General features: G+C 73.8%; 23 protein-coding genes. 16 read left to right on the top strand and 7 right to left on the bottom strand.

Translation table 11 applies throughout. From position 1 onward, the window contains the following. The first annotated feature begins 27 nt into the window (after nucleotides 1-27). The 5 genes from ACFYYW_RS19095 (at nucleotide 28) to ACFYYW_RS19075 (ending at nucleotide 6958) form a co-directional block, all read left to right on the top strand. Nucleotides 28-840, top strand: a complete 813-nt coding sequence (locus ACFYYW_RS19095) for an HlyD family efflux transporter periplasmic adaptor subunit (RefSeq protein ID WP_352326172.1) — start codon at nucleotides 28-30, stop codon at nucleotides 838-840. 42 nt (nucleotides 841-882) lie between these two features. Beyond that, a complete protein-coding gene (locus tag ACFYYW_RS19090; RefSeq protein WP_387650275.1) occupies nucleotides 883-3207 on the top strand; it encodes an NHLP family bacteriocin export ABC transporter peptidase/permease/ATPase subunit in 2325 nt (774 codons plus the stop codon). A 63-nt stretch (nucleotides 3208-3270) separates the two neighbouring features. After that, entirely contained in the window at nucleotides 3271-6198 is a 2928-nt protein-coding gene (locus ACFYYW_RS19085) for an NHLP bacteriocin export ABC transporter permease/ATPase subunit (protein WP_387650274.1), read from the top strand. 19 nt (nucleotides 6199-6217) lie between these two features. Further along, nucleotides 6218-6544 (top strand): YciI family protein, encoded by a 327-nt coding sequence (locus ACFYYW_RS19080; RefSeq protein WP_387650273.1) that lies wholly within the window; start codon nucleotides 6218-6220, stop codon nucleotides 6542-6544. A 69-nt stretch (nucleotides 6545-6613) separates the two neighbouring features. Next, nucleotides 6614-6958, top strand: a complete 345-nt coding sequence (locus tag ACFYYW_RS19075; RefSeq protein ID WP_352326167.1) for a YciI family protein — start codon at nucleotides 6614-6616, stop codon at nucleotides 6956-6958. Nucleotides 6959-6980: 22 nt separating this feature from the next. On the opposite strand, the gene ACFYYW_RS19070 is transcribed toward ACFYYW_RS19075, so the two are convergent. From ACFYYW_RS19070 to ACFYYW_RS19060, 3 genes are read right to left on the bottom strand one after another with little or no spacing between them, the layout of a single operon-like run. Beyond that, entirely contained in the window at nucleotides 6981-7166 is a 186-nt protein-coding gene (locus tag ACFYYW_RS19070; RefSeq protein ID WP_352326166.1) for a hypothetical protein, read from the bottom strand. Continuing rightward, nucleotides 7163-8032 carry a class I SAM-dependent methyltransferase gene (locus tag ACFYYW_RS19065; protein WP_387650271.1) on the bottom strand — a complete coding sequence of 290 codons (870 nt, stop codon included), beginning with the start codon at nucleotides 8030-8032 and terminating at the stop codon, nucleotides 7163-7165. The genes ACFYYW_RS19070 and ACFYYW_RS19065 overlap by 4 nt, the downstream gene beginning before the upstream one ends. Beyond that, on the bottom strand, nucleotides 8029-9285 hold the full coding sequence (locus ACFYYW_RS19060; RefSeq protein ID WP_387650270.1) for a cytochrome P450: 1257 nt from the start codon (nucleotides 9283-9285) through the stop codon (nucleotides 8029-8031). The genes ACFYYW_RS19065 and ACFYYW_RS19060 overlap by 4 nt, the downstream gene beginning before the upstream one ends. A gap of 306 nt (nucleotides 9286-9591) precedes the next feature. On the opposite strand from ACFYYW_RS19060, the gene ACFYYW_RS19055 reads away from it, so the two are divergent. Genes ACFYYW_RS19055 through ACFYYW_RS19045 form a run of 3 tightly spaced genes read left to right on the top strand, consistent with a single transcriptional unit; the run spans nucleotide 9592 to nucleotide 11817 of the window. Continuing rightward, nucleotides 9592-9966: a hypothetical protein gene (locus ACFYYW_RS19055; protein WP_357706732.1), complete on the top strand. Its 375-nt coding sequence runs from the start codon at nucleotides 9592-9594 to the stop codon at nucleotides 9964-9966. Between the two features lie 40 nt (nucleotides 9967-10006). Continuing rightward, on the top strand, nucleotides 10007-10963 hold the full coding sequence (locus ACFYYW_RS19050) for an ABC transporter ATP-binding protein (protein ID WP_387650268.1): 957 nt from the start codon (nucleotides 10007-10009) through the stop codon (nucleotides 10961-10963). Further along, a complete protein-coding gene (locus ACFYYW_RS19045; protein ID WP_352326161.1) occupies nucleotides 10960-11817 on the top strand; it encodes an ABC transporter permease in 858 nt (285 codons plus the stop codon). Before ACFYYW_RS19050 ends, ACFYYW_RS19045 begins: the two co-directional genes overlap by 4 nt. Before the next feature lie 13 nt (nucleotides 11818-11830). On the opposite strand, the gene ACFYYW_RS19040 is transcribed toward ACFYYW_RS19045, so the two are convergent. Further along, nucleotides 11831-13030 (bottom strand): cytochrome P450, encoded by a 1200-nt coding sequence (locus tag ACFYYW_RS19040; RefSeq protein WP_387650266.1) that lies wholly within the window; start codon nucleotides 13028-13030, stop codon nucleotides 11831-11833. Nucleotides 13031-13081: 51 nt separating this feature from the next. Here ACFYYW_RS19040 and ACFYYW_RS19035 point away from each other — a divergent pair, with 51 nt between their 5' ends. The 4 genes from ACFYYW_RS19035 to ACFYYW_RS19020 are packed head-to-tail and all read left to right on the top strand — an operon-like array spanning nucleotide 13082 to nucleotide 16683. Next, nucleotides 13082-14326: a flavin monoamine oxidase family protein gene (locus ACFYYW_RS19035; RefSeq protein WP_387650264.1), complete on the top strand. Its 1245-nt coding sequence runs from the start codon at nucleotides 13082-13084 to the stop codon at nucleotides 14324-14326. Then, nucleotides 14323-15246, top strand: a complete 924-nt coding sequence (locus ACFYYW_RS19030) for a Rieske 2Fe-2S domain-containing protein (protein WP_387650262.1) — start codon at nucleotides 14323-14325, stop codon at nucleotides 15244-15246. Before ACFYYW_RS19035 ends, ACFYYW_RS19030 begins: the two co-directional genes overlap by 4 nt. After that, nucleotides 15243-16070, top strand: coding sequence for an alpha/beta fold hydrolase (locus tag ACFYYW_RS19025; RefSeq protein WP_387650260.1), 828 nt, complete (start codon nucleotides 15243-15245; stop codon nucleotides 16068-16070). Before ACFYYW_RS19030 ends, ACFYYW_RS19025 begins: the two co-directional genes overlap by 4 nt. Next, complete coding sequence (locus ACFYYW_RS19020; RefSeq protein ID WP_387650259.1) at nucleotides 16048-16683, top strand: VOC family protein; 636 nt, start codon at nucleotides 16048-16050, stop codon at nucleotides 16681-16683. The genes ACFYYW_RS19025 and ACFYYW_RS19020 overlap by 23 nt, the downstream gene beginning before the upstream one ends. Here ACFYYW_RS19020 and ACFYYW_RS19015 read toward each other — a convergent pair. Next, nucleotides 16666-16827, bottom strand: a complete 162-nt coding sequence (locus ACFYYW_RS19015; protein WP_352329725.1) for a hypothetical protein — start codon at nucleotides 16825-16827, stop codon at nucleotides 16666-16668. The genes ACFYYW_RS19020 and ACFYYW_RS19015 overlap by 18 nt on opposite strands. A 164-nt stretch (nucleotides 16828-16991) precedes the next feature. Here ACFYYW_RS19015 and ACFYYW_RS19010 point away from each other — a divergent pair, with 164 nt between their 5' ends. The 3 genes from ACFYYW_RS19010 (at nucleotide 16992) to ACFYYW_RS19000 (ending at nucleotide 19875) form a co-directional block, all read left to right on the top strand. Beyond that, the gene (locus ACFYYW_RS19010; protein ID WP_387650257.1) at nucleotides 16992-18368 is read left to right on the top strand and encodes an NAD(P)/FAD-dependent oxidoreductase; all 1377 of its coding nucleotides are present in this window, start codon (nucleotides 16992-16994) and stop codon (nucleotides 18366-18368) included. After that, entirely contained in the window at nucleotides 18365-18913 is a 549-nt protein-coding gene (locus ACFYYW_RS19005; protein ID WP_387650255.1) for a hypothetical protein, read from the top strand. The genes ACFYYW_RS19010 and ACFYYW_RS19005 overlap by 4 nt, the downstream gene beginning before the upstream one ends. A gap of 122 nt (nucleotides 18914-19035) precedes the next feature. Then, nucleotides 19036-19875, top strand: coding sequence for a hypothetical protein (locus ACFYYW_RS19000; protein WP_387650589.1), 840 nt, complete (start codon nucleotides 19036-19038; stop codon nucleotides 19873-19875). Nucleotides 19876-19954: 79 nt separating this feature from the next. On the opposite strand, the gene ACFYYW_RS18995 is transcribed toward ACFYYW_RS19000, so the two are convergent. Both ACFYYW_RS18995 and ACFYYW_RS18990 read right to left on the bottom strand, forming a co-directional pair. Then, entirely contained in the window at nucleotides 19955-20260 is a 306-nt protein-coding gene (locus ACFYYW_RS18995) for a DUF6401 family natural product biosynthesis protein (protein ID WP_357706747.1), read from the bottom strand. A gap of 66 nt (nucleotides 20261-20326) precedes the next feature. Then, nucleotides 20327-21487, bottom strand: coding sequence for a 4-hydroxybenzoate 3-monooxygenase (locus tag ACFYYW_RS18990; RefSeq protein ID WP_387650254.1), 1161 nt, complete (start codon nucleotides 21485-21487; stop codon nucleotides 20327-20329). Nucleotides 21488-21567: 80 nt separating this feature from the next. Between ACFYYW_RS18990 and ACFYYW_RS18985 the strand changes: the two genes are divergently transcribed. Beyond that, nucleotides 21568-22320 carry an IclR family transcriptional regulator gene (locus ACFYYW_RS18985; protein WP_352330259.1) on the top strand — a complete coding sequence of 251 codons (753 nt, stop codon included), beginning with the start codon at nucleotides 21568-21570 and terminating at the stop codon, nucleotides 22318-22320. Nucleotides 22321-22327 lie beyond the last annotated feature (7 nt).

Here is a 22327-nt window from a genome sequence, read left to right as displayed (position 1 = left end):
CGGCGGCCGCTCCCAGGGGACGGCGTGATGAAGTTCCGGTTCAAGGCGTTGCAGCGCATGCGGGAGCCCGACGAGCTGGACTCGCCGACGCTGCTGGCCTCTCCGCGCGGGTGGATCGCCACGTTCGTGGTGCTGATCATCGTGATGGCCGCGGGGGTGTGGTTCTTCGCCGGACGGCTGCCGGTCACGGTGCCCGCGGCGGGGCTGCTGACGCATCCCGGCGGCACGGCGCGGCTGCAGAGCCCGTACGGCGGGACGGTGCGCTCGATGCTCGTCCAGCCGGCCGAGGCGGTGCGGCAGGGCCAGGCGGTGGCGGTCATCGCCGCCGACGGCGGGTCGGAGCAGGTGGTGCGCAGCCCGTTCGGCGGGCGGGTGGTCGCCGGCTCCGCCGTGCCGGGGCACGTGGTCAGGGAGGGCGAGGAGCTGCTGCTCATCGAGCGTACGGACGCGCCGGGCGACCGGCTGGTGGCGATGTTGTTCGTGCCGGTCGACCGGGCGATGGGCGTGGTGCCGGGCAAGCCGGTCGATCTGGCGGTCTCCTCGGCGCCGCCCGGCGCGTACGGGCTGCTGCGCGGCCGGGTCGCGTCGGTCAGCGCCTACCCCGTGATGACCGAGCAGGCCGCCGACCTGGTGGGCGGCGAGGACCCGGCGCGCGGCTACCTGCGCGGCACGCCGTCCCGGCTGGTGATCGTGGACCTGGTGCGCGACGCCGGCACGCCGTCCGGCTACGCCTGGTCGACCAGGACGGGGCCGCCGGTGGGCCTGCAGTCGCAGGTGTCCGTCAGCGGCGCGATCGGGCTGGGCAGCCAGACGCTGTTCGACCTGCTGCTCGGGCGCTGAGGTGGGCCGCGTGAAGTGCGCCGCCGCCCGGCCGGAGGAGGGATGCGTGACCACGACCAGCGCCCCCGGGAGGGACGTGTGACCACCACCGGCGTCCCCGAGCAGGGGCATGCGGACCGGGCCCCCGGGGAGGCCGCCGCGCCCGCTCCCCCGGCGGCCCCCGTACGGCGGCGGCGGCGGTGGAGGTGGCGGCGGCGCACGCCGACGGTGATCCAGATGGAGGCCGTGGAGTGCGGGGCCGCCTCGCTGGCGATGATCCTCGGCTACCACGGCAAGTTCGTGCCGCTGGAGGAGCTCCGCTCGGCCTGCGGCGTCTCCCGAGACGGCGCCAAGGCCTCCAGCGTGGTGGCCGCCGCCCGCCGCTACGGGCTGATCGCCAGGGGCTTCCAGATGGAGGCCGCGGACCTGCGCTCGCTGACCGAGCCGGCCATCGTGTTCTGGGCGTTCCAGCACTTCATGGTCCTGGAGGGGGTGCGCAGCCGGTTCGGCAGGAAGGCCGTCGCGGTCAACGACCCGGCGAGCGGCCCCCGGATGATCGACTGGGACGACTTCGACTCCGGCTTCACCGGCGTGGTCCTGACGTTCGAGCCGGGGCCGGACTTCCGGCCCGGCGGCCGGCCCGCCCGGGTCGGGCAGGCCCTGCTGGCCCGGCGGATGCCGTCGGGCCGGGCGCTCCCGCTGGTGCTGCTGGCCAGCCTGCTGCTGGTCGTGCCGGGCATCATCGGGCCGGCGTTCAGCCGGGTGTTCATCGACCGGATCCTGACCGGGCGCGACCCGGGCTACCTGGTGCCGCTGCTGTTCGCGATGGGGGTCACCGCGGTCGTGGTGTTCGTGCTGACCTCGGTGCAGCGGCACTACCTGCTGCGGCTGGAGATCCGGCTCGGCCTGGTCAGCTCGGCCCGCTTCTTCCGCCATCTGCTGCGGCTGCCGGTGGAGTTCTTCCTCCAGCGCCGTCCGGCCGAGGTGGCCAAACGGGTGCAGGCCAACGACGGCGTGGCCGAGATCCTGTCCCGGGACCTGGCCGTCACGCTGGTGAACCTGGTCCTGGTGCTGTTCTACGCGGCCGTCCTCATCCGCTACGACCTGCTGCTCGGGCTGGTCGGGGTGTCGATGGCGCTGCTGAACATCGCGGTGCTGCGCCAGGTGTCGCGGGCGCGGACGGACGCGGTGGCGGCGCTGCGGGCCGACCTGGGGAACCTGACCTCCACCACGTTCAACACGCTGCAGCTCGTGGAGACCGTCAAGGCGACGGGCGCCGAGCCGACGGCGTTCCAGCGCTGGGCCGGGTTCCTGGCCAAGGCGGTCACCGCCAAGCAGCGGCTGGGCGTGGCCACGGCGACGCTGACCGTCGTGCCGCCGCTGCTGGCCGGCGTCAACAGCGGGCTGATCCTGCTGATCGGCGGGCTGCGCGTGGTGGACGGGGTGATCAGCGTCGGCATGCTGGTGGCGTTCCAGACGCTGCTGACCGCCCTGTCCAGGCCGGTCACCCAGCTCACCAACCTGGGCGGCCAGTTGCAGGACATCTCGGCCGACATCTGCCGCCTGTACGACGTCGAGAAGTACCCGATGGCCAGGACGTTCGAGCGGGCCGCCGGCGGCGGCGAGCAGGCCGACCCGGGCGGGCGCCTGGACGGGCGGCTGGAGTTCGCCGACGTGACCTTCGGCTACAACGCGCTCGCCGCCCCCGTGGTCAGGAACCTGTCGTTCACCGTGGTGCCGGGCCGCCGGGTGGCGATCGTCGGCAACTCCGGCAGCGGCAAGTCCACCGCCGGCAAGCTGGCCGCCGGCCTGTACACGCCGACCGGCGGCCGGGTGCTGCTGGACGACCGGCCGCGCGACGACCTGCCGCGGGCCGTCGTGGCCGCCTCCGTCGCCTACGTGGACCAGGACATCACCCTGTTCGAGGGCACCGTGCGCGACAACCTGACGTTGTGGAGCGACGACGTGCCCGACGAGGTGGCGGTCTCGGCGCTGCGCGACGCGGCGCTGTTCGACCTGATCGCGGCCCGGCCCGGCGGCCTGAACAGCCGGGTGCTGGAGGGCGGCAGGAACCTCAGCGGCGGCCAGCGGCAGCGGCTGGAGCTGGCGCGCGCCCTGTCGATCCAGCCCACGCTGCTGATCCTGGACGAGGCGACCAGCGCCCTGGACCCCGAGACCGAGCGGACCATCGCCGACAACCTGCGCAGGCGCGGCTGCGGCTGCCTGATCATCGCGCACCGGCTGTCCACCGTGCGCGACGCCGACGAGATCATCGTGCTCGACCGCGGCGAGGTGGTCGAACGCGGCAGGCACGCCGAGCTGCTGGCGCTCGACGGCCACTACGCCGAGCTGCTCAGGAGCTCGCGCAAGAACGGCGACGCCGGATGACGGGACGGGTGACGCGGCGGTGACAGGGCGGATGACAGGGCGGATGACACGGAGGGTGGCGCAGTGCTGAAGGTGGCCGGTTTCGCCCCGTTCTTCACCGACGCCGCCACGCCGGTGGACTACTCGGCGGAGAACCTGTTCGTGGTGTCGGGCGTGCGCGAGGTGCTGCTGGTGGAGGAGGGCGCGGTCGACCTGTTCGCGGTGCGGCTGGAGGGCGGCCGTCCGGTCGGCCGGTGGCACTACCTGTGCCGGGTCCGGCAGGGCACGCTGCTGCCGGGCTCGCCCAAGGGGCCCCGGCACGGCATCGTGGGCCGTCCGGTGCTCGGCACCCGCGTCTCGCGCCTGCCGCTGGCCCGGCTGGGCGAGCTGTCGGGCACCAACCGGTCGGCGACGATGTCCACCGCCGAGTACGGGCTGGCCGTGCGGCAGTTCGTCCGCGGGCTGGAGGCGGGGATGATCGCGCTGGCCACCGCCCTGCGCGACGCGCTGCCGCCGCGCGAGTTCGTCCCGCTGCTGCCCGACGCCGTGACCGAGCTGCCCGCCGGGCGCGCCGCCCGGTCGGTGGACGGCGTGCGGTGGATGACCGTCGAGGCGGGCGCGGTCGAGATGCCCGACGGGGTGGCCGGCGTGCTGACCGCGGGCGCCGAGCTGGCGGTGACCGAGCGGGACTGGCTGGTCGCCGACGCGCCCGCCCGGCTGCGCGCCCGTTCGACCTGGCAGTTGCTGGCCAACGAGACGATCTGGGCCCGCTGGGTCGAGCACGCCATCCGTTTCCTCTACACCGTGGACCGCCGGGTCGAGCGGCGGCGGGCGCAGGAGCTGGAGGCGTTGCGGCGGCGCAAGGAACGCGAGGCCGGCACGACGCGGGCGGCCCGCCGCGGCTTCGACACGCTGCTCCGCGACACCGAGGCCAAGGTGCGCCTGGCCGACGTCACCGCCGACCCGCCGACGCTGGCCGCGGCCAGGCTGGTGGCCTCGCACGGCGGGTTCACCGTGACCGCGCCGCCGCCCGGCCAGGGCCGGGGGGCCGACCCGCTGCAGGCCGTCGCGCTGGCCTCCGGGGTGCGCACGCGCTCGGTCCGGCTGGACGACGGCTGGTGGAAACGCGACATCGGGCCCATGGTGGGCTACCGGTCCGACGACGGGACGCCGGTGGCCCTGCTGCCGATCGGCTCCCGGTACGTGGTGGCCCAGCCGGGCCACAGCCGGGTCACGCCGGTCACCAAGGCGGTGGCCGCCACGCTGAGCGGCAAGGCCGACGTGCTGTACCAGCCGCTGCCGCGCGAGGTGCGGACCGTGGCCGGGCTGCTGCGCTTCGGCCTGGCCCGCAACGGCCGCGACCTGTGGGTGCTGGCCTCCCTGGGCACGCTGGTGGCGGTCATCGGCCTGCTGGTGCCCGCGATGACCGGGCTGGTGCTGGGGACGTTCGTGCAGCGGGCCGAGCGCGACCTCATCGTGCAGGGCGCGGCGCTGGTGATCGGCGGCGCGCTGGTGGCGGGGGCGCTGTCGATCGTGCAGAACGTCGCGGCCCTGCGCATCGAGGGCCGTTCGTCGGCCCGGGTGCAGGCGGGCGCGTGGACGCGGCTGCTGTCGCTGCCCGTCACGTTCTTCGGCCGGTACTCCACCGGCGAGCTGGGCACGACCGTGCTGGGCGTGAGCGCGGCGCAGGAGACGCTGTCGGGCGTGATGACCACGGCGACGCTCGGGCTGTTCGGCGGGCTGGCCAACCTGGCGCTGGTGTACGTCTACGACGTCGGCCTGGCGCTGCTGGCGACCCTGCTGGTGCTGGCCGGCGTGCTGGTGTGCGCGGTCGCCGGCTTCTTCGAGGTGCGCCTGCAACGCCGCCTGTACGAGCAGGAGCAGCGGCTGTCCTCGCGGGTGTTCCAGCTGCTGTCGGCGGTGCCCAAGCTGCGCGTGGCGGCCGCGGAGGACCAGGCGTTCGGCGTGTGGACGCGCGACTTCATGGCCACCAGGACCACCTCGGCCGCGGCCCGGCGGCTGCAGAACGTGGTGACCACCTTCAACGCCGGGTTCCCGCTGGTCTGCTCGGTCGTGATCTTCGCCGTGGCCGCCGGGCCGCTGCGCGGGCAGCTCCCGATCAGCGCGTTCCTGGCCTTCTTCGCCGCGTTCAGCCTGCTCATCGCCTCGGTGCTGCAGTTCACCGGGGCGGCCATCACGGCCATGGGCGTCGTGCCGATGCTGGAGAAGCTGGCGCCGGTGCTGGAGGCCGAGCCGGAGGACCACGCAGGCAAAGCCGACCCCGGCGACCTGTCGGGCCGCGTCAGCCTGTCGCGCGTCTCCTTCCGCTACGGCGAGGACGGCCCCGCGGTGCTCACCGACATCGACCTGTCGATCGAGCCCGGCGAGTTCGTCGCCATCGTGGGCCCGACCGGCAGCGGGAAGTCCACGATCCTGCGCCTGCTGCTCGGCTTCGAGCAGCCCGACGTCGGCTCGGTCCTCTACGACGGCCAGGACCTGGGCGAGCTGGACCTCGGCGCGGTGCGCCGGCAGTGCGGCGTGGTGCTGCAGAACGGCGCCCTGCTGGCCGGCGACATCAGGCAGAACATCGTCGGCAGCACGAACCACACCGTCGACGACGCCTGGGAGGCGGCGGCGATGGCCGGCATCGCCGACGACATCACGGCCATGCCGATGGGCATGCACACCGTCCTGTCGGAGGGCACGAACACGCTCTCCGGCGGCCAGCGGCAGCGCATCATGATCGCCAGGGCGCTGGTCTCGCGGCCCCGCATCGTCTTCTTCGACGAGGCGACCAGCGCCCTGGACAACCCCGCCCAGAACGTCATCGCCGAGAGCACGCGGCGGCTCAACGCCACGCGCGTGGTCATCGCCCACCGGCTGTCCACCGTCCGGGACGCCGACAAGATCCTGGTGCTCGACGGCGGGCGCATCGTCCAGCAGGGCACCTACGACGAACTGCTCGCCGAGGAGCAGGGGCTGTTCGCGCGGCTGGCGCGGCGGCAGATGTGAGCGCACGGGAGGAGCCGTCATGGAGTTCGCGCTGCTGATCCACGGGCCGGAACGGGCCTGGTCAGAGCTGCCGGAGCAGGACCGCGCCGCGCTGTTCGCCGCCTACCTCGACTTCGGGCGGCAGCTGCGGGAGTCCGGCGTCACGGTGCTGTTCGGCGCGCGGCTGGCCCGCCCGGACGTGGCGAAGGGGGAGCCGCGCGAGGACGGCCGTCCGGAGCTGGGCGGCATGTGGATCCTCGACCTGCCCTCGGAGGAGGCGGCGCTGGAGTGGGCCGGACGCCTGCCGGCCGGGCCCGGCGACCGGGTCGAGTTACGGCGCTGCGACCGTGGAAGGATGTCACGATAGTGCCGACCGGGGCTCTGCCCGCACCCCACCACGCCTTTGGGGCAGAACCCACAGGGAGGTAGACGACTCATGGACTTCGTGCTGCTGATCCACGGCGACGAGACGCTCTGGGACGCCTTCAGCGAGAGCGAGCGGGAGCGGATGGCCGAGGCCCACCGCCAGTTCGGCCGGGCGATGGCGATGGCGGGGGTCAAGGTGAAGTACGGCGCGGGGCTGACCAGGTCCAGGGAGGGCAAGCTGGTCAGGCCGGACGGGCCCGCCGTCGACGGGCCGTACGCGGTCGGGCGGGAGCAGATCGGCGGCATCTGGGTCATCGAGGTCCAGTCGGCCGAGGAGGCCGAGTCGTGGGCGCGCAAGATGCCCTACGCGCCCGGCGACATCGTCGAGGTGCGTCCCTGCGACCCGGCCTCCTGAGGGGCCGGGCCCCGGGCCGCCCTCAGTAGCGGGCTCTGCGGCTGAGCAGCACGCCCACGGCCAGGAACAGCAGGCCGGCGGCGCCGTACACGATGGCCAGCGAGGTCGAGGGCGGCTTCTCGCTGGCGTTCACGACGGCCAGCCCGAGGCCCACGATCGCGCTGATGTAGCTGAAGATCGCGATGAAGATCTTCCAGAACGGACTCATGACGTGCTTCCTTCCGATGGGTGCTGAGCCGGTCCGTACGGTGCGGTCCCGGCGACGACGAAGCCGAGCAGCATGACCCAGGCGTCCGGGTCGGCCAGGAAGCGCCGCCAGCGGTCGGCGGCCAGGGCCAGCCCCGCCATCGGCAGCGCGCCCGAGGCGACGAGCGGCGCCAGGCGTTCGGGCCCCAGGTGCGGGGCGAAGGCCGCGGTGGGGTGGGTGTCGTTGGTGGTGGCGAACGGGCGCAGCACCACGTCGGCGAACCCGCCGCGGCGCAGCAGCCGGGTGAGCTTCCTGCCGATCTGCCGGTCGCCCCCGGCGCCCCGCTGGGCCTGCGCCATGGTGGCGTGGACGGAGGCCAGCTCCGGGTACATCGGGTCGGTCAGCCCCCACAACATGCTGTCCACCTCGACGACCACGATCCGGCCGCCGGGTCGCAGCACGCGCAGCGCCTCGGCCAGCATCGGCGCCGGGTCGCCCACGTGCTGCAGTACGTACCGCAGCAGCACGCCGCCCACGCTGCCGGTACGCAACGGCAGCCGGGCGCCGTCGGCGGTGACCAGCGGCGCGCCGCAGCCGCCCGCGTTGCGCAGCAGGGCGGCGTCCACGTCGAGCGCGATGACCGGCAGTCCGGGCTCGGCGGCGCGCAGCCTGCGGGTGACCGCGCCGGAACCGGCGCCGAGCTCCAGCAGCGGGCCCTGGCCGGTCAGTCCGAGGTCGCGCATGATGCGCAGCTCCTCCTCGAAGGAGAGCGCCGCCTGGGCCTCCAGCCGGGCCAGCTCGCCCGCCACGCCGCCCCAGGTGGTGTTGGCGGCGTCGTAGGAGCCGGTCGGGCGGTCCTTCAGCGGGTCCTTCAGCGGGCCCTTCACCGGGGCCTCGGGGTCATCATCAGGCCGTGCCGGGGCCGCAGCGTGACCAGCGCCTCCGGCTCGACGGGGAAGCCCGGCACCAGCTCCATGCGCAGCCCGCGCAGGATCACCGCGAGCACGAGCGTGGCCTCGGCCAGCGCGAAGTGCCGCCCGACGCAGATGCGCGGGCCGCCGCCGAAGGGCAGGTACTGGTGGCTGAGCAGCCGGGCGGCCCGGTCGGGGTCGAACCGCTCCGGCCGGTACGCCTCCGGCTCCGCCCAGTACCTCGGATCCCGGTGCAGCACCCACGGGCTGACGCACACCAGCGACCCGGCCGGTACGTCATAGCCGTCCAGGACGTCGTCGGCCGTCCCGCGGCGCGAGATCAGCCAGACCGGCGGGTAGAGCCGCATGGCCTCCTGGACGGCCTGCCGGCATTGCCGCAGCCTGGGCAGGTCGGCGGCGGTGGGCGAGCGGCCGGCCAGCACCTCGTCGATCTCGGCGTGCACGGCATCGGCCGCCTCCGGGTTGCGGTCGAGCAGGTGGAGCGTCCAGGTCAGCGACTTGGCGGTGGTCTCGTGCCCGGCCATGACGATGGTCAGCACCTGGTCGCGCAGGTCGGCGTCGGACATCGCGTGCCCCTCGGCCAGCAGCGCGCCGAGCAGGTCGTCGCCCGCGCCGCCGGCCCGGCGGGCGGCGATGATGAGCCTGGTGACCCGGTCGAGGAAGGCCCGCGCGCGCAGGAAGCCGGCGTGCCGGGCGGCCGTGTCGGCCGGGTCGGGGTCGTCGCCGGGTACGTAGTGGCCGATGAAGCGGTTGACCGCGTCCACTGCGCGGCCGAAGCCCTCGCCCGCGACGCCGATGTCGGTGCCCAGCATGGCCTTCACGATCACGGTGAGGGTGAGCGAGGTCAGGTCGTGGTCGACGCGTACGGGCCGGCCGCCGGCCCAGTGGGCCACCAGGTTCTCGGCCGCCTCCACGATGACCCGGTCGAACCGGTCCACCTCCGCGGGCCGGAACGCGGGCGCGCACATCCTGCGCTGGGCCGCCCACTCGGCGCCGTCGCTGGTCAGCAGGCCGTTGCCGAGCAGGGGGCGGAGCATGTCGTCGTCCGGCGTGCGTTCCTTGGTGTAGGCGGCGCCGTTGTCCTTCAGCACGTGCCTGGCCAGGTCGGGGCGGTTCAGCATGTAGACCGGCTCGCCGTCGGCGTCGTGGCGGGTGACGTCGCCGAGGGCCGCCATGGCGGTGACGAACTCCAGCGGAGCGTCGCGCATGGCCCTCAGGCTCTGGGTTCCGGCGGGTCCCGGCGGCACCCGGGGGGATACGTACGTCCCGGACATGGGTTCTCCCGATGGCTTACGCAGACGAATATTCTCGATACGCATTTCCGGCCATCGAATACGTATATCGCTTCGTATTGTTCCGGTCGGCGTATTTGCAGAGTACCTTTTAAGCAGAGGGCTCTCAATACTTAATCCGGGGCCCCGGAAATTAAGTCTAGGCACTGCGAATTCGGCTGTGTAAGACTCCGTTCCGAGACGGCGCACCGCGCCGAAGGGGAAAAGCTCCAGGAGGACGCAATGGCCCTGAACCCCAGAGAGCGGACCGAATTCGTCAACGCCTACACCCGAGTCCTGATCACCGCGTGGTCGAGCGAGGAATTCTCGGCGAAGCTGGACAGCAACCCCCGTGAGGCGCTGGCCGAGGCCGGCCTCGAGGTTCCCGCGGGCGCCCAGATCACCCTCGTGCGCAACGTTCCCGACGGCCACCACGACACGAACCTCGACGTGCAGGTCTCGCTGTGGGAGCGCGGGCTGGAGACCGGGACGTTCGAGTTCCACATCCCCGAGACGCCGCAGATCGACATGGCCGAGCTGAGCGAGGGCGACCTCGACTCGATCGCGGCCGGCGTCGACGTCAACTGCTGCTGCTGCCCCTGCTGCTGCTGCACCTGACGCCGGGAGCCACGCACGCCAAGAGGAGGTAGAGGAGATCATGTCCGACGACCAGGCGAACCCCGTCCACGTACGGGGGCTGCGCAAGCAGTACGGTCCCGCTCTCATCCTGCAGGGTGTGGACCTGGACGTTCGTCCCGGAGAGGTGTTCGCCTTGCTCGGCCCCAACGGCGCGGGCAAGACGACCACGGTCGAGATCCTCGAAGGCGTGCGCAGGCGTTCGGGCGGCGACGTGCGAGTCCTCGGCCGTGACCCGGCCGAGGACGCCCCGCAGTGGCGGGCGCGGCTCGGCATCGTGCCGCAGACGACGGGCGCCTACGCGGACCTGACCGTCCGCGAGGTCGTCGAGCACTTCGCCGCCTTCTACCCCGCGCCGCTGCCCGCGGCGCAGGTGATCGACATGGTGGGCCTCGGCGCCAAGGAGCGCAAGCAGGCCCAGACCCTCTCGGGCGGCCAGCTGCGCCGCCTGGACGTGGCCGTCGGCGTGGTCGGCGACCCCGACCTGATCTTCCTCGACGAGCCGACCACCGGGCTGGACCCGGAGGCCCGGATGGAGGCATGGGACCTGGTCCGCTTCTTCGCCGACCAGGGCAAGACGACCGTGCTGACCACCCACTACCTCGACGAGGTGGAGGCGCTGGCGCAGCGCGCGGCCGTGATCGTGGCCGGCCGGATCGTCGAGACCGGGCCGGTGAGCGAGCTGGGCGGACGGCGTGACACGCCCGCAGCGGTGAGCTTCACCCTCACCCCCGAGCTGAGCGCGGCCGGCCTGCCGGACCTGCCCGCGGGCACCGCGCTCGACCCGTCCTGCACGCCCGGCGTGCCCGGCGGCACGCTCACGCTGCTCACCCACACGCCCACGCGGGCCCTGGCCGCGCTGCTGCCCTGGGCCGCCCGCGCGGGCGCCGACGAGCTGCCCGACCTGCGCGTCCACCGGCCCACGCTGGAGGACGTCTACCTCAAGCTGATCCGCGAGAACCAGGGGGCCCAGGCATGACCAGCTCGAACGCGATCGTGGCCGAGCAGGGCCGTCCCGTGCGCGCGCCGGGCGGCGGGTCGGGGCTGTGGCGGGCGTCGGCGGCCCGTTCGTCGGTGGAGCTGAAGTCGTTCTTCCGCAACCGGCAGTCGTTGTTCTTCACGCTGCTGCTGCCGATCGTGCTGCTGCTGGTGCTCGGCTCGATCTTCTCCGGCACGGTCCCCGGCACGCACACCGACTTCAAGCAGATGTTCGTGGCCGGGATCATCGCCTGCGGCATCATGAGCGTCAGCTTCAACGGGCTGGCCATCAACATCGCGATCGAGCGGGACAACGGCATGATCCGCCGCCTGGCCTCCTCGCCGATGCCGAAGACGGCGTACTTCGTCGGCAAGATCGTCCGGGTGGTGGTGACCGGGGTGCTGGAGGCGGCGATCCTGCTGGGCGTCGGCGTCGCGCTGTTCCGCCTGCCGCTGCCGCCCGACGCCGGGCACTGGCTGACCTTCGCCTGGGTGCTGCTGCTCGGGGCGACGTCCTGCTCGCTGCTGGCGGTGGCCTTCAGCGCGATCATCCCGAACGCCCGCTCGGCCGCGGCGATCGTCACGCTGCCGTTCCTGGTGCTGCAGTTCATCTCCGGGGTGTTCTTCCCCTACAGCGAGCTGCCGGCCTGGATGCAGAGCCTGGCGGCGTTCTTCCCGCTGAAGTGGATGACGCAGGGCCTGCGCTCGGTGTTCCTGCCGGCCGACTTCGCGGTGGTGGAGCCCGCCGGCGCGTGGGAGCTGGGCAGGACCGCCGCGGTGCTGGGCGGCTGGTGCCTGGCGGCGCTGCTGCTGAGCCTGCTGACCTTCCGCTGGCGCGGCGCCAACGTCCGCTGACCGGGGAAGGGGCTCAGATGGCGAGGGTGAAGCCGGTCAGCCTCCTGGGCACCAGGCCCGGCGCCCAGGCGGGCGGCTTCCCCGTGCGGCGCAGCCCGGGATACCGCTCCAGCAGCCCGCTCAGCAGCAGCCCCCCGGCCTGCCTGACCAGCGGCGCGCCCAGGCACAGATGGGTGCCGGCGCCGAAGGCCAGATGGGGGTTGGGCGAACGGGTGACCAGCAGCTCGTCGGGCCGGTCGAACACCGCCGGATCGCGGTTGGCCGCCCCGACCAGGGCCAGCACCCTCGCCCCGGCCGGGATCACGCCGCCGTCCAGCGGGACCGCCTCGGTGGTCACCCGGGCGGTGAACGGGATCGGCGACTCCAGCCGCAGCAGCTCGTCGACGGCCGCCTCGGCCGCCTGCGGGCCGCCGTCCCTGATCAGGCCGGCGGCCTCTTCGCGCGGCAGCAGCCAGTGGAGGGCGTTGCCCACCATCTCGGCCAGCGGCTTCCAGCCGCCGACGACCGTGAGCGCGGCGATGCCGAGGATCTCGGCCCTGGTCAGCCGGTCGTCGGCGGCCAGCCGCCCGAACGGCGAGCCGCCCGGCCCGTTCCCGGCGGCTCCGGCGGCTTCTGCGGCGGCGTCGGCGCGCTCGCCGAGGAAGCGGGTGAGCTCGCCCATCGCGGCCCGCCCGGCCGCGGCGGCCTGCGGCCCGGCCAGCGGGTCGAGGTTGACCGACACGCGGGCGGCCAGCCCGGCGAAGGCCGGCACGTCGGCGGCCGGCAGGCCGAACAGCCTGGCCAGCACGCCGGTGGCCAGCGGCTCGCCGAGGTCGGCGGTGGCCTCGAACTCCTCCCGGCCGGCCAGCCCGTCGAGCACCGCGCCGATCACGGCCTCGATGTCGCCGGCGATTCCGCGGATCGCGGCCGGGCCCATCAGCAGCGCGCCGGGCGAGCGCAGGCGCTGGTGCTCGGGGGGATCGGTGGTCAGCATCGACGGCGGCAGCTCGTCGTCCCTGACCCGCTCCCGCTGCCCGAGCGCGGCCGAGAAGCGCGGGTCGCGCAGCGCGAGCGCGCAGTCGGCGTGCGCGGTCAGCAGCCACATGCGCGAGGTGACGTCGAAGTGCACGGGATCGTGCTCGCGCAGCCAGCGGTACGCCGGATACGGGTCGAGCCGCCCGCGAGGAGAGAACGGGTGCGCCAGGTGGCCGGGCAGCGTTCGGGGTGCCGTCATGGCGTCTCCTCGTGATCAGGCCGAGGACAAACTACTACAGAGGATGTGCCGGTGGCAGAGCTTGACGTCGTCGTGATCGGCGCCGGGGTGAGCGGGCTGGCGGCGGCCGCGCGGCTGGCCGCCGCCGGGCTGGCGGTCACGGTGCTGGAGGCCAGGGAGCGGGTGGGCGGCCGGATCCGCACCCACCGGCCGACCCTGCTGGAGCTGGGCGCGCAGGTGATCCACGGCGACCGCAACCCGATCGCGGCGCTGCCCGGCCTGGCGGCGCCGGTGCCGGTGCCGCGGCGCGCGGCCCGGGTGCTGCTGCCCGGCGGGCCGCGCCCGCTGACCGCGCTGCGGCCCACGCCGCCGCTGCTGGAGGAGCGGCTGACGTCGGGCGCGGCCCGGGAGCCGCTGCGCCGCCTGGCGGGCGCGAGCCCCTGGGACGTGCCGGTCGCGACGTGGCTCAAGGAGGAGACCGCGCAGTGCCCGCAGGCCCTGGAGCCGGCGGCGGAGTGGTTCCGGCAGAACTGGGCGGCCGAGCCGGAGGCGCTGAGCGCGCCCGCGCTGGCCGCGCTGCGCCGGGCCGACCGGTCGGGGCGGGGCGAGTTCGCGCTGCCCGGCGGCTTCGACCGGCTGCCCGCGCGGCTGGCCGAGGGGCTGCGGGTGCGGCTCGGCGACGCGGTCGTCCGCCTGTCCTGGAGACCGGGCCGGGTGCGGGCGCTGACCGCCGCGGGGCGGGTGGAGAGCGCCGCCGCCGCCGTGGTGACCGTGCCGCCGCCGGTGGTCGCCGAGGGGCGGCTCGTGCTGGACGACCTGCCGGTGCGCAAGCAGGCGGCGGCCGGCGAGCTGCGGCCCGGCGACGCCTGGTGCGGGCTGGCCGTCCATCCCGTGGCCGCCCCCGAGTCCGTCGTGGTCTTCGACGCCGGCGGCCGTCTGGGGTTCGTCAGCACGACCGCCGGGCGTCCCGAGGTGCTGGTGATGGCCAAGGGCCGGGCCGCCGCGGCGGCCCGGAGCGCGTGGGCCGAGCCGGGCGGCCTGGCCGCGCTGCTGGCCCGCGCCCTGCCGTGGACCAAGGGGCTGAAGGCGGAGGTGGTGGTGTCCGACTGGGGCGCCGACCCGTGGGCGGGCGGCGCGTACACCTACCCGGGTGTGGGGACGTTGTGGGCGTCCCCGGCCTGGGCCGAGCCGCTGGGCGGGACGGTCTTCTTCGCCGGGGAGGCCACCGTCGGCCTGTCCGGCCCGCCCATGGCGCACATGGCGATGGCCAGCGGGGAGCGCGCGGCCACAGAGGTGATTGGGGCGCTGGAGAGATGACGGCCGGAAACGGGGAGCTGCACGGCGGGTGGTTCCTGCTCGCCCTCGACGACGAGATCGGCCCGGGGATCACCCCGCTGCGGCTGGGCGGCGCGCGCCTGATGGCGGTGCGCGACGGCGAGCGGATCCGGGTGTTCGAGGCCACCTGCCCCCACCGGGGCGCCCATCTGGCCCACGGCGGCAAGCTGGACGGCGACTGCGTGATCTGCCCCTTCCACGGCAAGCGCGTCTCGCTGGGCGACTCCGGCCGCCGCTGGTCGGTGGGCGAGCTGCGGACGCTGCGGGCCGGAGCGGCGCTGTTCGCCCGGCTGTCCGGCGACCCCGGCGACGACCGCGGCTTCGAGCAGGTGATCAAGCAGGCGGCCGAGGACCTGGTGATCGTGGCGGCGGTCAACCAGCCGGTGGCGGTCCCGGCCGAGTACGTCGTCGAGAACGCCTTCGACGCCCAGCACTTCGGCGCCGTCCACCTGGTGCCCTCGGTGCGCGGCATGCGGGTCAGCATGGGCGGGCACGACGAGCTGGTCATCGAGGGCGAGTTCCGGACCAAGGCGCCGCCGTGGGAGCGGGAGCGGCGGCTCGACTTCGCCTCCCGGTTCGTGGCCCGCGCCTACAGCCCGCACCTCGTGGTGACCGAGCTGGGCACGGAGTCGGCGCCGTACACGATCGTCACCGGCGCGGTGCCGGACGGGACGGGCTGCGTGGGACGGGTGGCCATCGGCGTGCGGCCGGACCGGCGGGACTCGCTGCCCGCGCTCGTGCACGGCGCCCGCTACGCCTTCGACCAGGACCGCGTCGTCTGGGACCACCTGGACACCGGCGCCCCGCAGCGGCTGGACGCCGGCGACACCCCGGTCATCGCCTTCCGCCGCTTCTGCCAGGGCTTCGCCCCCGTCCCCGCCTCCGCCGGAGCGTCCTCATGAGCCTGTACGTGCGCTCGACCGGCGAGGGCCGGGCCGTGTTGTGGATCCACGGCTACACGATGGACGCCTCGGTGTGGGAGCCGCTGTGGAACCTGCTGCCCGGCTGGCGGCACGTCGGCGTGGACCTGCCGGGGCACGGGCGGTCCGGGCCGCTGCGGCCGGGCACGTCGCTGCCCGCGCTGGCGGCCGAGCTGGCCGGGCTGGCCAGGGCGGAGTCGGCCACGCTGGTGGTGGCCGAGTCGATCGGCTCGATGATCGCCCTGCAGCTGGCCGTCGACCACCCCGGCGACGTGCGCGGGCTGATCGTCGGCTCCCCGACCATCGCCGGCGCGCCTCCCGAGCCGGGCACCGCCGAGCGTTACCGGGCGCTGGCCGGGCTGGCCCGGATGGGCGCGGACGGCGAGCAGCTCGCCGACCTGTGGATGTCCTCGCCGCCCGACATCTTCCGCGGCACCGAGGACCATCCCGGGCTGCGGGCCGGGCTGCGGGCGATCGTGGCCCGGCACTCGTGGCGGGAGCTGCGCGACGGCGCGATGCACGGGCTGAGCAGGCACGTGCACACGGTGGAGGACCTGCGCGGCATCCGGGCGCGCACCCTGGTGGTCGTCGGCGACCGGGACATGCCGACGTTCCGGGCCGGCGCGGCGCTGCTGCGCGAGTCGGTCCCCCGGTGCCGCACGGTCACCGTCCCCGGAGCTGGGCACCTGTGCCTGATCGAGCGGCCCGAGGCCGTGGCGCCGCTGGTCGCCGCGCACCTGCGGCTGTCGGCCCTGGGAACCGACGAGACGGAGGAGGCCGGGCGTGCCGATTCACGAGCACTATGAGCCGGGCGAGCCGTGCTGGGTGGACTACGGGGCGCTCGACCCGGCCGGCGCGCGGGCCTTCTACGGGGAGCTGTTCGGCTGGACCTTCCGCGAGGAGGGCGGCTACTCCTTCGTCGAGCTGGGCGGCCGGGTCGTGGCCGGTTTCGGCCGGGTGCCGCCGGGCCTGCCCGCCTCCTGGAACACCTACCTGGCGGCCCCGGACGTGGACGCCCTGGCCGTACGGGTGAAGGAGCTGGGCGGCGGCGTCGTCCTCGGCCCGATGGCGGCCGGCGAGGACGGGCGCGTGCTGTTCGCGACCGACCCGGCGGGGGCGGCCGTCGGCTTCTGGGAGGGGCGCCGGCCGGCCGGGATCGTGCTGGCCGGCGAGCCCGGCACGTGGTGCGCCCACGAGTTGTGGTCGGCCGGCGCCGCGTTCTACCGGGACCTGCTCGGCGCCGCGCCCGCGGTCCGGGAGGGGACGGGGGTGCGGCCGCGGTGGATGACGTTCTTCGCGACCGCCGACCGTGCCGCGACCGCCGCGGCGGCGGCCCGGCTGGGCGCCACGACCGCCCCCGGGCATCCCCGGGCGACGATCGTGCGCGACCCGTGGGGGGGCCTATTCGCGCTGACGTGACCGGCCGGACAACACGAAGAACAGGGCCACCAGGACGGCGCCGGCGATGACGACCACCGAGCCGACCGTCTTGCCGATCAGGAAGGCCACGACCACCGCGGCGGCGTAGACCAGGGGAACGACCAGCCGGAGGTTCAATCCCATGCGCGCTCCTTGCAGAAAGACGGAACGGAACTCAGACGCATCATCGAACAGGCCGGGCCGGCGGTCCAGAATAACGCCGGAATATACGTATCGGCCTACGTATTGGGCCCCGCACGCCGGGCCCGTCGCTGCGTAATACGTATCGATTATCGGAAGGGCTCGCGATGACCAGGGTATTAGTGATCGGCGGCGGCCCGGCGGGCTCGATCGCCGCGACGCTGCTGGCCCGTAACGGAATGGACGTCCGGCTGCTGGAACGCGAACGATTTCCGCGTTACCACATCGGCGAGTCGGTCTCGCCGTCCTGCCGGACGATCATCGACTACGCCGGGGCGCACGAGAAGGTCGAGGAGCGCGGCTATCCCGTCAAGGAGGGCCTGCTGCTGCGCTGGGGCGCCGAGCGCGACTGGACGGTGAACTGGGCGGCCACGTTCGGCCCCGAGGTGCGCTCCTGGCAGGTGGACCGGGACGACTTCGACCAGGTGCTGCTGGACCACGCCGCCTCCCAGGGCGTGGAGGTGATCCAGCAAGCCAGGGTCAGGCGCGTGCTGTTCGAGGACGGCCGCGCCTGCGCCGCCGAGTGGGACCGCGGCCTGGAGCGCTTCGATCACCTGGTCGACGCCTCCGGACGCGCCGGGGTGCTGTCGGCGCAGCACTTCCATGACCGGCGACCGCACGACGTCTTCAGGAACGTCGCGATCTGGGGCTACTACCAGGGCGGCGGCCTCCTTCCCGGCACGCCGGGCGGCGGCATCAACGTGATCTCCTCGCCGGAGGGCTGGTACTGGGTGATCCCGCTGCGCGGCGAGGTGTTCAGCGTCGGCTTCGTCACCCACCAGACCCGCTTCCTGGAGCGGCGTCCCCACCACCGGTCACTGGAGGAGATGTTCCACGCGGTGGTGGCCGAGTCGCCGGCCGTGGCGGGGCTGATCGGCAGGTTCACCGGCCCGGTGCGCGTCGAGCAGGACTTCTCGTACGCGGCCGGCTCCTTCTGCGGCCCCGGCTACCGCATCGCCGGCGACGCCGCCTGCTTCCTCGACCCGCTGCTGTCGACCGGGGTGCACCTGGCCATGTACAGCGCCCTGCTGGCCGCGGCCTCGATCACGGCCGCCGAACGCGGCGAGGTGAGCGAGCAGGAGGCCCAGGGCTTCTACGAGTCCCTGTACCGCAACGCCTACCAGCGGCTGCTGACCATGGTCTCGTCGGTCTACCGGCAGTACCGCGGCCGGGCCAGCTACTTCTGGCTGGCCCAGCACCTGGTCAGGGGCGAGCGGTCCGGCCACGCGTTCGCCGCGATCACGGCCGGGCTGTCCGACCTGACCGACGCCACCACCGCCGGCGGCACCGCGCCGATGAGCGAGCTGGTGGCCGCCGCCCACGACGCGGGGCTGCGCGCCCTGCGCGACGTCACGCCCGCCGGCAGCACCCTGGCCCCCATGCGCATGGACGCCAACGACCTGTACGACGCCGCCACCGGCCTCTACCTGACCGCTCACCCCCGGCTCGGCATCAGCCGCTCACTGACGAGGACGCCTCGATGAAGTCACTGGTCCGCCTGCTCCTGCCGCTCGCCTTGCTGGCGGCCCTGCTCTCCCCCGGCCCGGCGACGGCCGCCCGCACGTCCACCGCGCCGGTCGGGCAGGCGGAGGCCATGCGGCGGCTGTCGTTCATGATCGGCACGTGGGCCGGGACGGGGTGGACCGTCACGCCGTCCGGCACCCGGCAGGAGTTCCTGCAGACCGAGCGGGTGCGCCGGCAGGCGGGCGACCTGGTGATCTCGGTCGAGGGCCAGGGCCGCGACAGGGCCGACCCGCGCACGATCGTGGACAGCGCCCTGGCGGTGATCAACTACTCCGAGGCGACCGGCCAGTACCGCTGGGAGGCGTTCTCCCGCGGCTACGTCACCACGGTGGTGCCGGTGGTCGGCGACGACACCTTCCAGTGGAGCCTCCAGACGCCCGGCTACACCAGCCGCTACACGCTGACGTTCACCGGCACCGCCTGGCACGAGATCGGCGAGACCACCGTGGACGGCGGCCAGAGCTGGCACCAGAACTTCCAGATGGACCTGCGCCGGCTCTCCTGACCCCTGCGCACACTTGTACAAATGTAACACTGAGCGAAAATTTGGTAGCAATGCGTGCATAGTCCCAGTTCAGCCGGGTACCGCGACTCCATGAGCTCCTCGTTTTGGAGGAAACCGTGGACATCAATATTGGCCAAGGCCTGACGGACGCCTGGCGACAGGTCGCGACGTTCGTGCCCAGGCTGGTCGCGTTCCTGGTGATCCTGATCATCGGGTGGATCGTGGCGAAGGCGCTGCAGAAGCTCGTGGACAAGATCCTCGACCGCGTCGGGTTCGAACGCGCGGTGCACCGCAGCGGCGTCCAGCGCTGGCTCGAAAGCAGCCGGTACGACGCCAGCGGGCTGCTCGCCAAGCTCGTCTACTACGCGATCCTGCTGATCACCCTGCAGATCGCCTTCAGCGTCTTCGGGCCCAACCCGATCTCGGCGCTGCTCAACGGGGTGGTGGGCTGGCTGCCCAAGGCCGTGGTCGCCATCGTGATCATCGTGATCGCCGGGGCGATCGCCCGGGCCGTCCGGGATCTCGTCGACGGCGCGCTCGGCGGGCTGTCCTACGGGCGCTGGCTCGGCATCGCGGCGGCCGTCTTCATCTGGGCGCTGGGCATCATCGCCGCGCTCAACCAGATCGGCGTCGCCACGACCGTCACGACCCCGGTGCTCATCACCGTCCTCGCCACCATCGGCGCGATCATCGCGATCGGGCTCGGCGGCGGGCTCGTCCGCCCGATGCAGCAGCGCTGGGAGCGCTGGATCGGCCGGATCGAGGCGGAGGCGCCGCAGGCCAGGGCGCACGCCGAGGCGTACCAGCGGGGGCGTGAGGACGCCCGCACGATGGCCCGTCCCGCCGAACCGGCCCGCACCACACCCGGCGCGCCCGGCACGCCCGGCACGACCGGCCCGACCGGCCCGACCACGGGCCCGACCGGCGGGGCCACCCGCGCGGACCTCCCGCCGGAGAGCTGAGCTCCGTGTGACCGGGACAAGCGCCCGGTCACGCGGACCCTCACGGACGGCCGACCGGCGCGGGACGTCCGGCGCGGGGTCAGGCGGGTTCGGCGAGGAAGCCCTGTTCGCGGGCGAGCCAGCAGACCGCCGTCAGCCGCAGCGCGGGCGCGTCGTGGTCGCCGCTGAAGATCCAGCCGAGGTGGCGCAGCTCGTCGAGGAAGCCCAGCAGGTAGTCGCCGAGGGTCTCGCGGTCGAGCGGGATCGCGTCACGCAGCAGCGCCGCGTGCTGATCCACGGCCGCGACCAGCGCCGGCTCGGACTCCATCCTGGCGAGCTGGGCATGGCCCAGCGTGTCCATCAACCACCGCAGGGGCGAACGCGCCCAGCCCTCCTCGAAAACCACGCGCCAACCTTAAGGCATCGCCCGAGGTCAGCCCACCCGGGGGCGGTCGCGCGGCCGGTCGTGCGGTCAGTCGAAGGGCAGGCCGACGTAGTTCTCCGCCAGCGTGGTCGCCGCCGCCTCCGAGGAGGTGACGTAGTCCAGGTAGGAGGTCTGGAGCCGCCGTCCGTACGCGTCGTCCTCGTCGAAGGTGTGCAGCAGCGTCGTCATCCACCACGAGAAGTGCTGCGCCCGCCACACCCGCTTCAGGCACGCCGTCGAGTAGCCGTCGAGCAGCTCCGTCGAGCCGTGCTCGAAGAAGGCCGCCAGCGCCTCGGTCAGCACCCGGACGTCGGCCACGGCCAGGTTCAGCCCCTTGGCGCCGGTCGGCGGCACGATGTGGGCGGCGTCCCCGGCCAGGTAGAGCCGCCCGTACTGCATGGGCTCGGCGACGAACGAGCGCATCGGCGTGACGCCCTTCTCGATGATCTCGCCCGTGGCCAGCTCGAAGCCGGGGACGGTCTCCAGGCGGGCCTTCAGCTCGGCCCAGACGCGCTCGTCGGGCCACTGCGCCACGTCGGCGTCGGCCGGGACCTGGAGGTAGAAGCGGCTGACTGTGGGCGAGCGCATGCTGTGCAGCGCGAAGCCGCGCTCGGTCCTGGCGTAGATCAGCTCCTCCGACGAGGGCGCCACCTTCGCCAGGACGCCCAGCCAGGCGAAGGGGTAGTCCCGCTCGAACACCTCCAGGACCCCGTCGGGGACGCTCGGCCGCGAGACGCCGTGGAAGCCGTCGCACCCGGCGATCACGTCGCAGTCGAGCCGCTGCCCGCCGAAGGTGAGGTACGGCTCGGACTCCGGGGAGTGCACCTCGACGTCCTCGACCTCGAACCGCAGGTCGCCGCCCGCCGCCAGCCGGGCCGCGATCAGGTCCTTGACGACCTCCTGCTGCCCGTAGACGGTGATGGCCCGGCCGGGGACGAGCTCGTCGAAGGCGATACGGTGGCCCGCGCCGCCGTACCGCAGCTCGATGCCGTGGTGGGGCAGGCCCTCGCGCAGCAGGCGCGCGCCGACGCCCGCCTCGACGAGCGTGTCCACCGTGCCCTGCTCCAGGACGCCCGCGCGGACCCGCCGCTCGACGTAGGCGCGGCTGCGCTTCTCCAGCACCACCGAAGAGATGCCGCGCAGGTGGAGCAGATGAGACAGCAGCAGGCCCGCGGGGCCCGCGCCGATGATCCCGACCTGAGTTCGCATGAGGGAAGTCTGCTGCCTGCCGGCCTCCGGAGCCGAGTAGCCTCTTCCACTGAGTGGAAGATGTGCGCAGGAGTGTGGTCATGTCCGGAGGAGCCCGGCGTCCGGGGCAGACGGTGACGTCCAAGGTGCTGGCCATCCTGGGGGCGTTCGACGCGGCCCATCCGCAGCTCACGCTGACCGACCTGGCCAGGCGGAGCGGGGTGCCGCTCAGCACGGCCCACCGGCTGGTGGCCGAGCTGGAGGAGTGGCAGGCGCTCAGCCGCTCCCCCGACGGGCGGCTGCGGGTGGGGCTGCGGCTGTGGGAGCTGGGCCAGCTCGCGCCCGGCAGCCTCCAGGGCCGCGCGCACCCCTGGCTCCAGGAGCTGTTCGCCACCACCGGCGAGAACGTGCACCTCGCCGTCCGCGACGGCCTGGAGGTCCTGTACGTGGACAAGGTGTACGGCAGGCGGGCCGTGCCCATCGTCTCGCGCACGGGCGGGCGGCTGCCGATGCACCCGACCGGGGTGGGCAAGGCGCTGCTGGCCCACGAGCCGGAGTGGTTCGTGCAGGCGTACCTGGCCCGCGCGCTCGAACGGCCCACGCCGCACACCGTCACCGAGCCGGGCCGGCTGGCCAGGGAGCTGGCGGCGGTGCGGGCGCAGGGCTACGCGCTGACCCACGAGGAGATGACGCTCGGCTCGTGCTCGGCGGCGGCGCCGGTCGTCGTGGACGGGCGGGCGGTGGCGGCCGTCGGGATCGTGCTGGCCTCGCGGCGCGCCCGCGAGCTGCCCCGGCTGGTGGACCCGCTGCTGGAGACCGCCGCCCGGATCGCCGCCGCCTGCCGGTCCTCGTGACCGGCCC

It is taken from the genome of Nonomuraea sp. NPDC001831, from assembly GCF_042892035.1.
Lineage (GTDB): Bacteria > Actinomycetota > Actinomycetes > Streptosporangiales > Streptosporangiaceae > Nonomuraea.
Note: the sequence above shows the minus strand (reverse complement) of the source record. Positions and strands in the feature narration are given on the sequence as shown.

Excerpts from the sequence above, each read along its gene's own strand:
- ACFYYW_RS19015 (WP_352329725.1), bottom strand. The coding sequence starts at position 16,827 with ATGGGATTGAACCTCCGGCTGGTCGTTCCCCTGGTCTACGCCGCCGCG.
- ACFYYW_RS19025 (WP_387650260.1), top strand. The coding sequence starts at position 15,243 with ATGAGCCTGTACGTGCGCTCGACCGGCGAGGGCCGGGCCGTGTTGTGG.
- ACFYYW_RS19080 (WP_387650273.1), top strand. The coding sequence starts at position 6,218 with ATGGAGTTCGCGCTGCTGATCCACGGGCCGGAACGGGCCTGGTCAGAG.
- ACFYYW_RS19045 (WP_352326161.1), top strand. The coding sequence starts at position 10,960 with ATGACCAGCTCGAACGCGATCGTGGCCGAGCAGGGCCGTCCCGTGCGC.
- ACFYYW_RS19005 (WP_387650255.1), top strand. The coding sequence starts at position 18,365 with ATGAAGTCACTGGTCCGCCTGCTCCTGCCGCTCGCCTTGCTGGCGGCC.
- ACFYYW_RS19070 (WP_352326166.1), bottom strand. The coding sequence starts at position 7,166 with ATGAGTCCGTTCTGGAAGATCTTCATCGCGATCTTCAGCTACATCAGC.
- ACFYYW_RS18990 (WP_387650254.1), bottom strand. The coding sequence starts at position 21,487 with ATGCGAACTCAGGTCGGGATCATCGGCGCGGGCCCCGCGGGCCTGCTG.
- ACFYYW_RS19040 (WP_387650266.1), bottom strand. The coding sequence starts at position 13,030 with ATGACGGCACCCCGAACGCTGCCCGGCCACCTGGCGCACCCGTTCTCT.
- ACFYYW_RS19090 (WP_387650275.1), top strand. The coding sequence starts at position 883 with ATGCGTGACCACGACCAGCGCCCCCGGGAGGGACGTGTGACCACCACC.
- ACFYYW_RS19075 (WP_352326167.1), top strand. The coding sequence starts at position 6,614 with ATGGACTTCGTGCTGCTGATCCACGGCGACGAGACGCTCTGGGACGCC.
- ACFYYW_RS19095 (WP_352326172.1), top strand. The coding sequence starts at position 28 with ATGAAGTTCCGGTTCAAGGCGTTGCAGCGCATGCGGGAGCCCGACGAG.
- ACFYYW_RS19055 (WP_357706732.1), top strand. The coding sequence starts at position 9,592 with ATGGCCCTGAACCCCAGAGAGCGGACCGAATTCGTCAACGCCTACACC.
- ACFYYW_RS19010 (WP_387650257.1), top strand. The coding sequence starts at position 16,992 with ATGACCAGGGTATTAGTGATCGGCGGCGGCCCGGCGGGCTCGATCGCC.
- ACFYYW_RS19030 (WP_387650262.1), top strand. The coding sequence starts at position 14,323 with ATGACGGCCGGAAACGGGGAGCTGCACGGCGGGTGGTTCCTGCTCGCC.
- ACFYYW_RS19050 (WP_387650268.1), top strand. The coding sequence starts at position 10,007 with ATGTCCGACGACCAGGCGAACCCCGTCCACGTACGGGGGCTGCGCAAG.
- ACFYYW_RS18985 (WP_352330259.1), top strand. The coding sequence starts at position 21,568 with ATGTCCGGAGGAGCCCGGCGTCCGGGGCAGACGGTGACGTCCAAGGTG.
- ACFYYW_RS19060 (WP_387650270.1), bottom strand. The coding sequence starts at position 9,285 with ATGCGCGACGCTCCGCTGGAGTTCGTCACCGCCATGGCGGCCCTCGGC.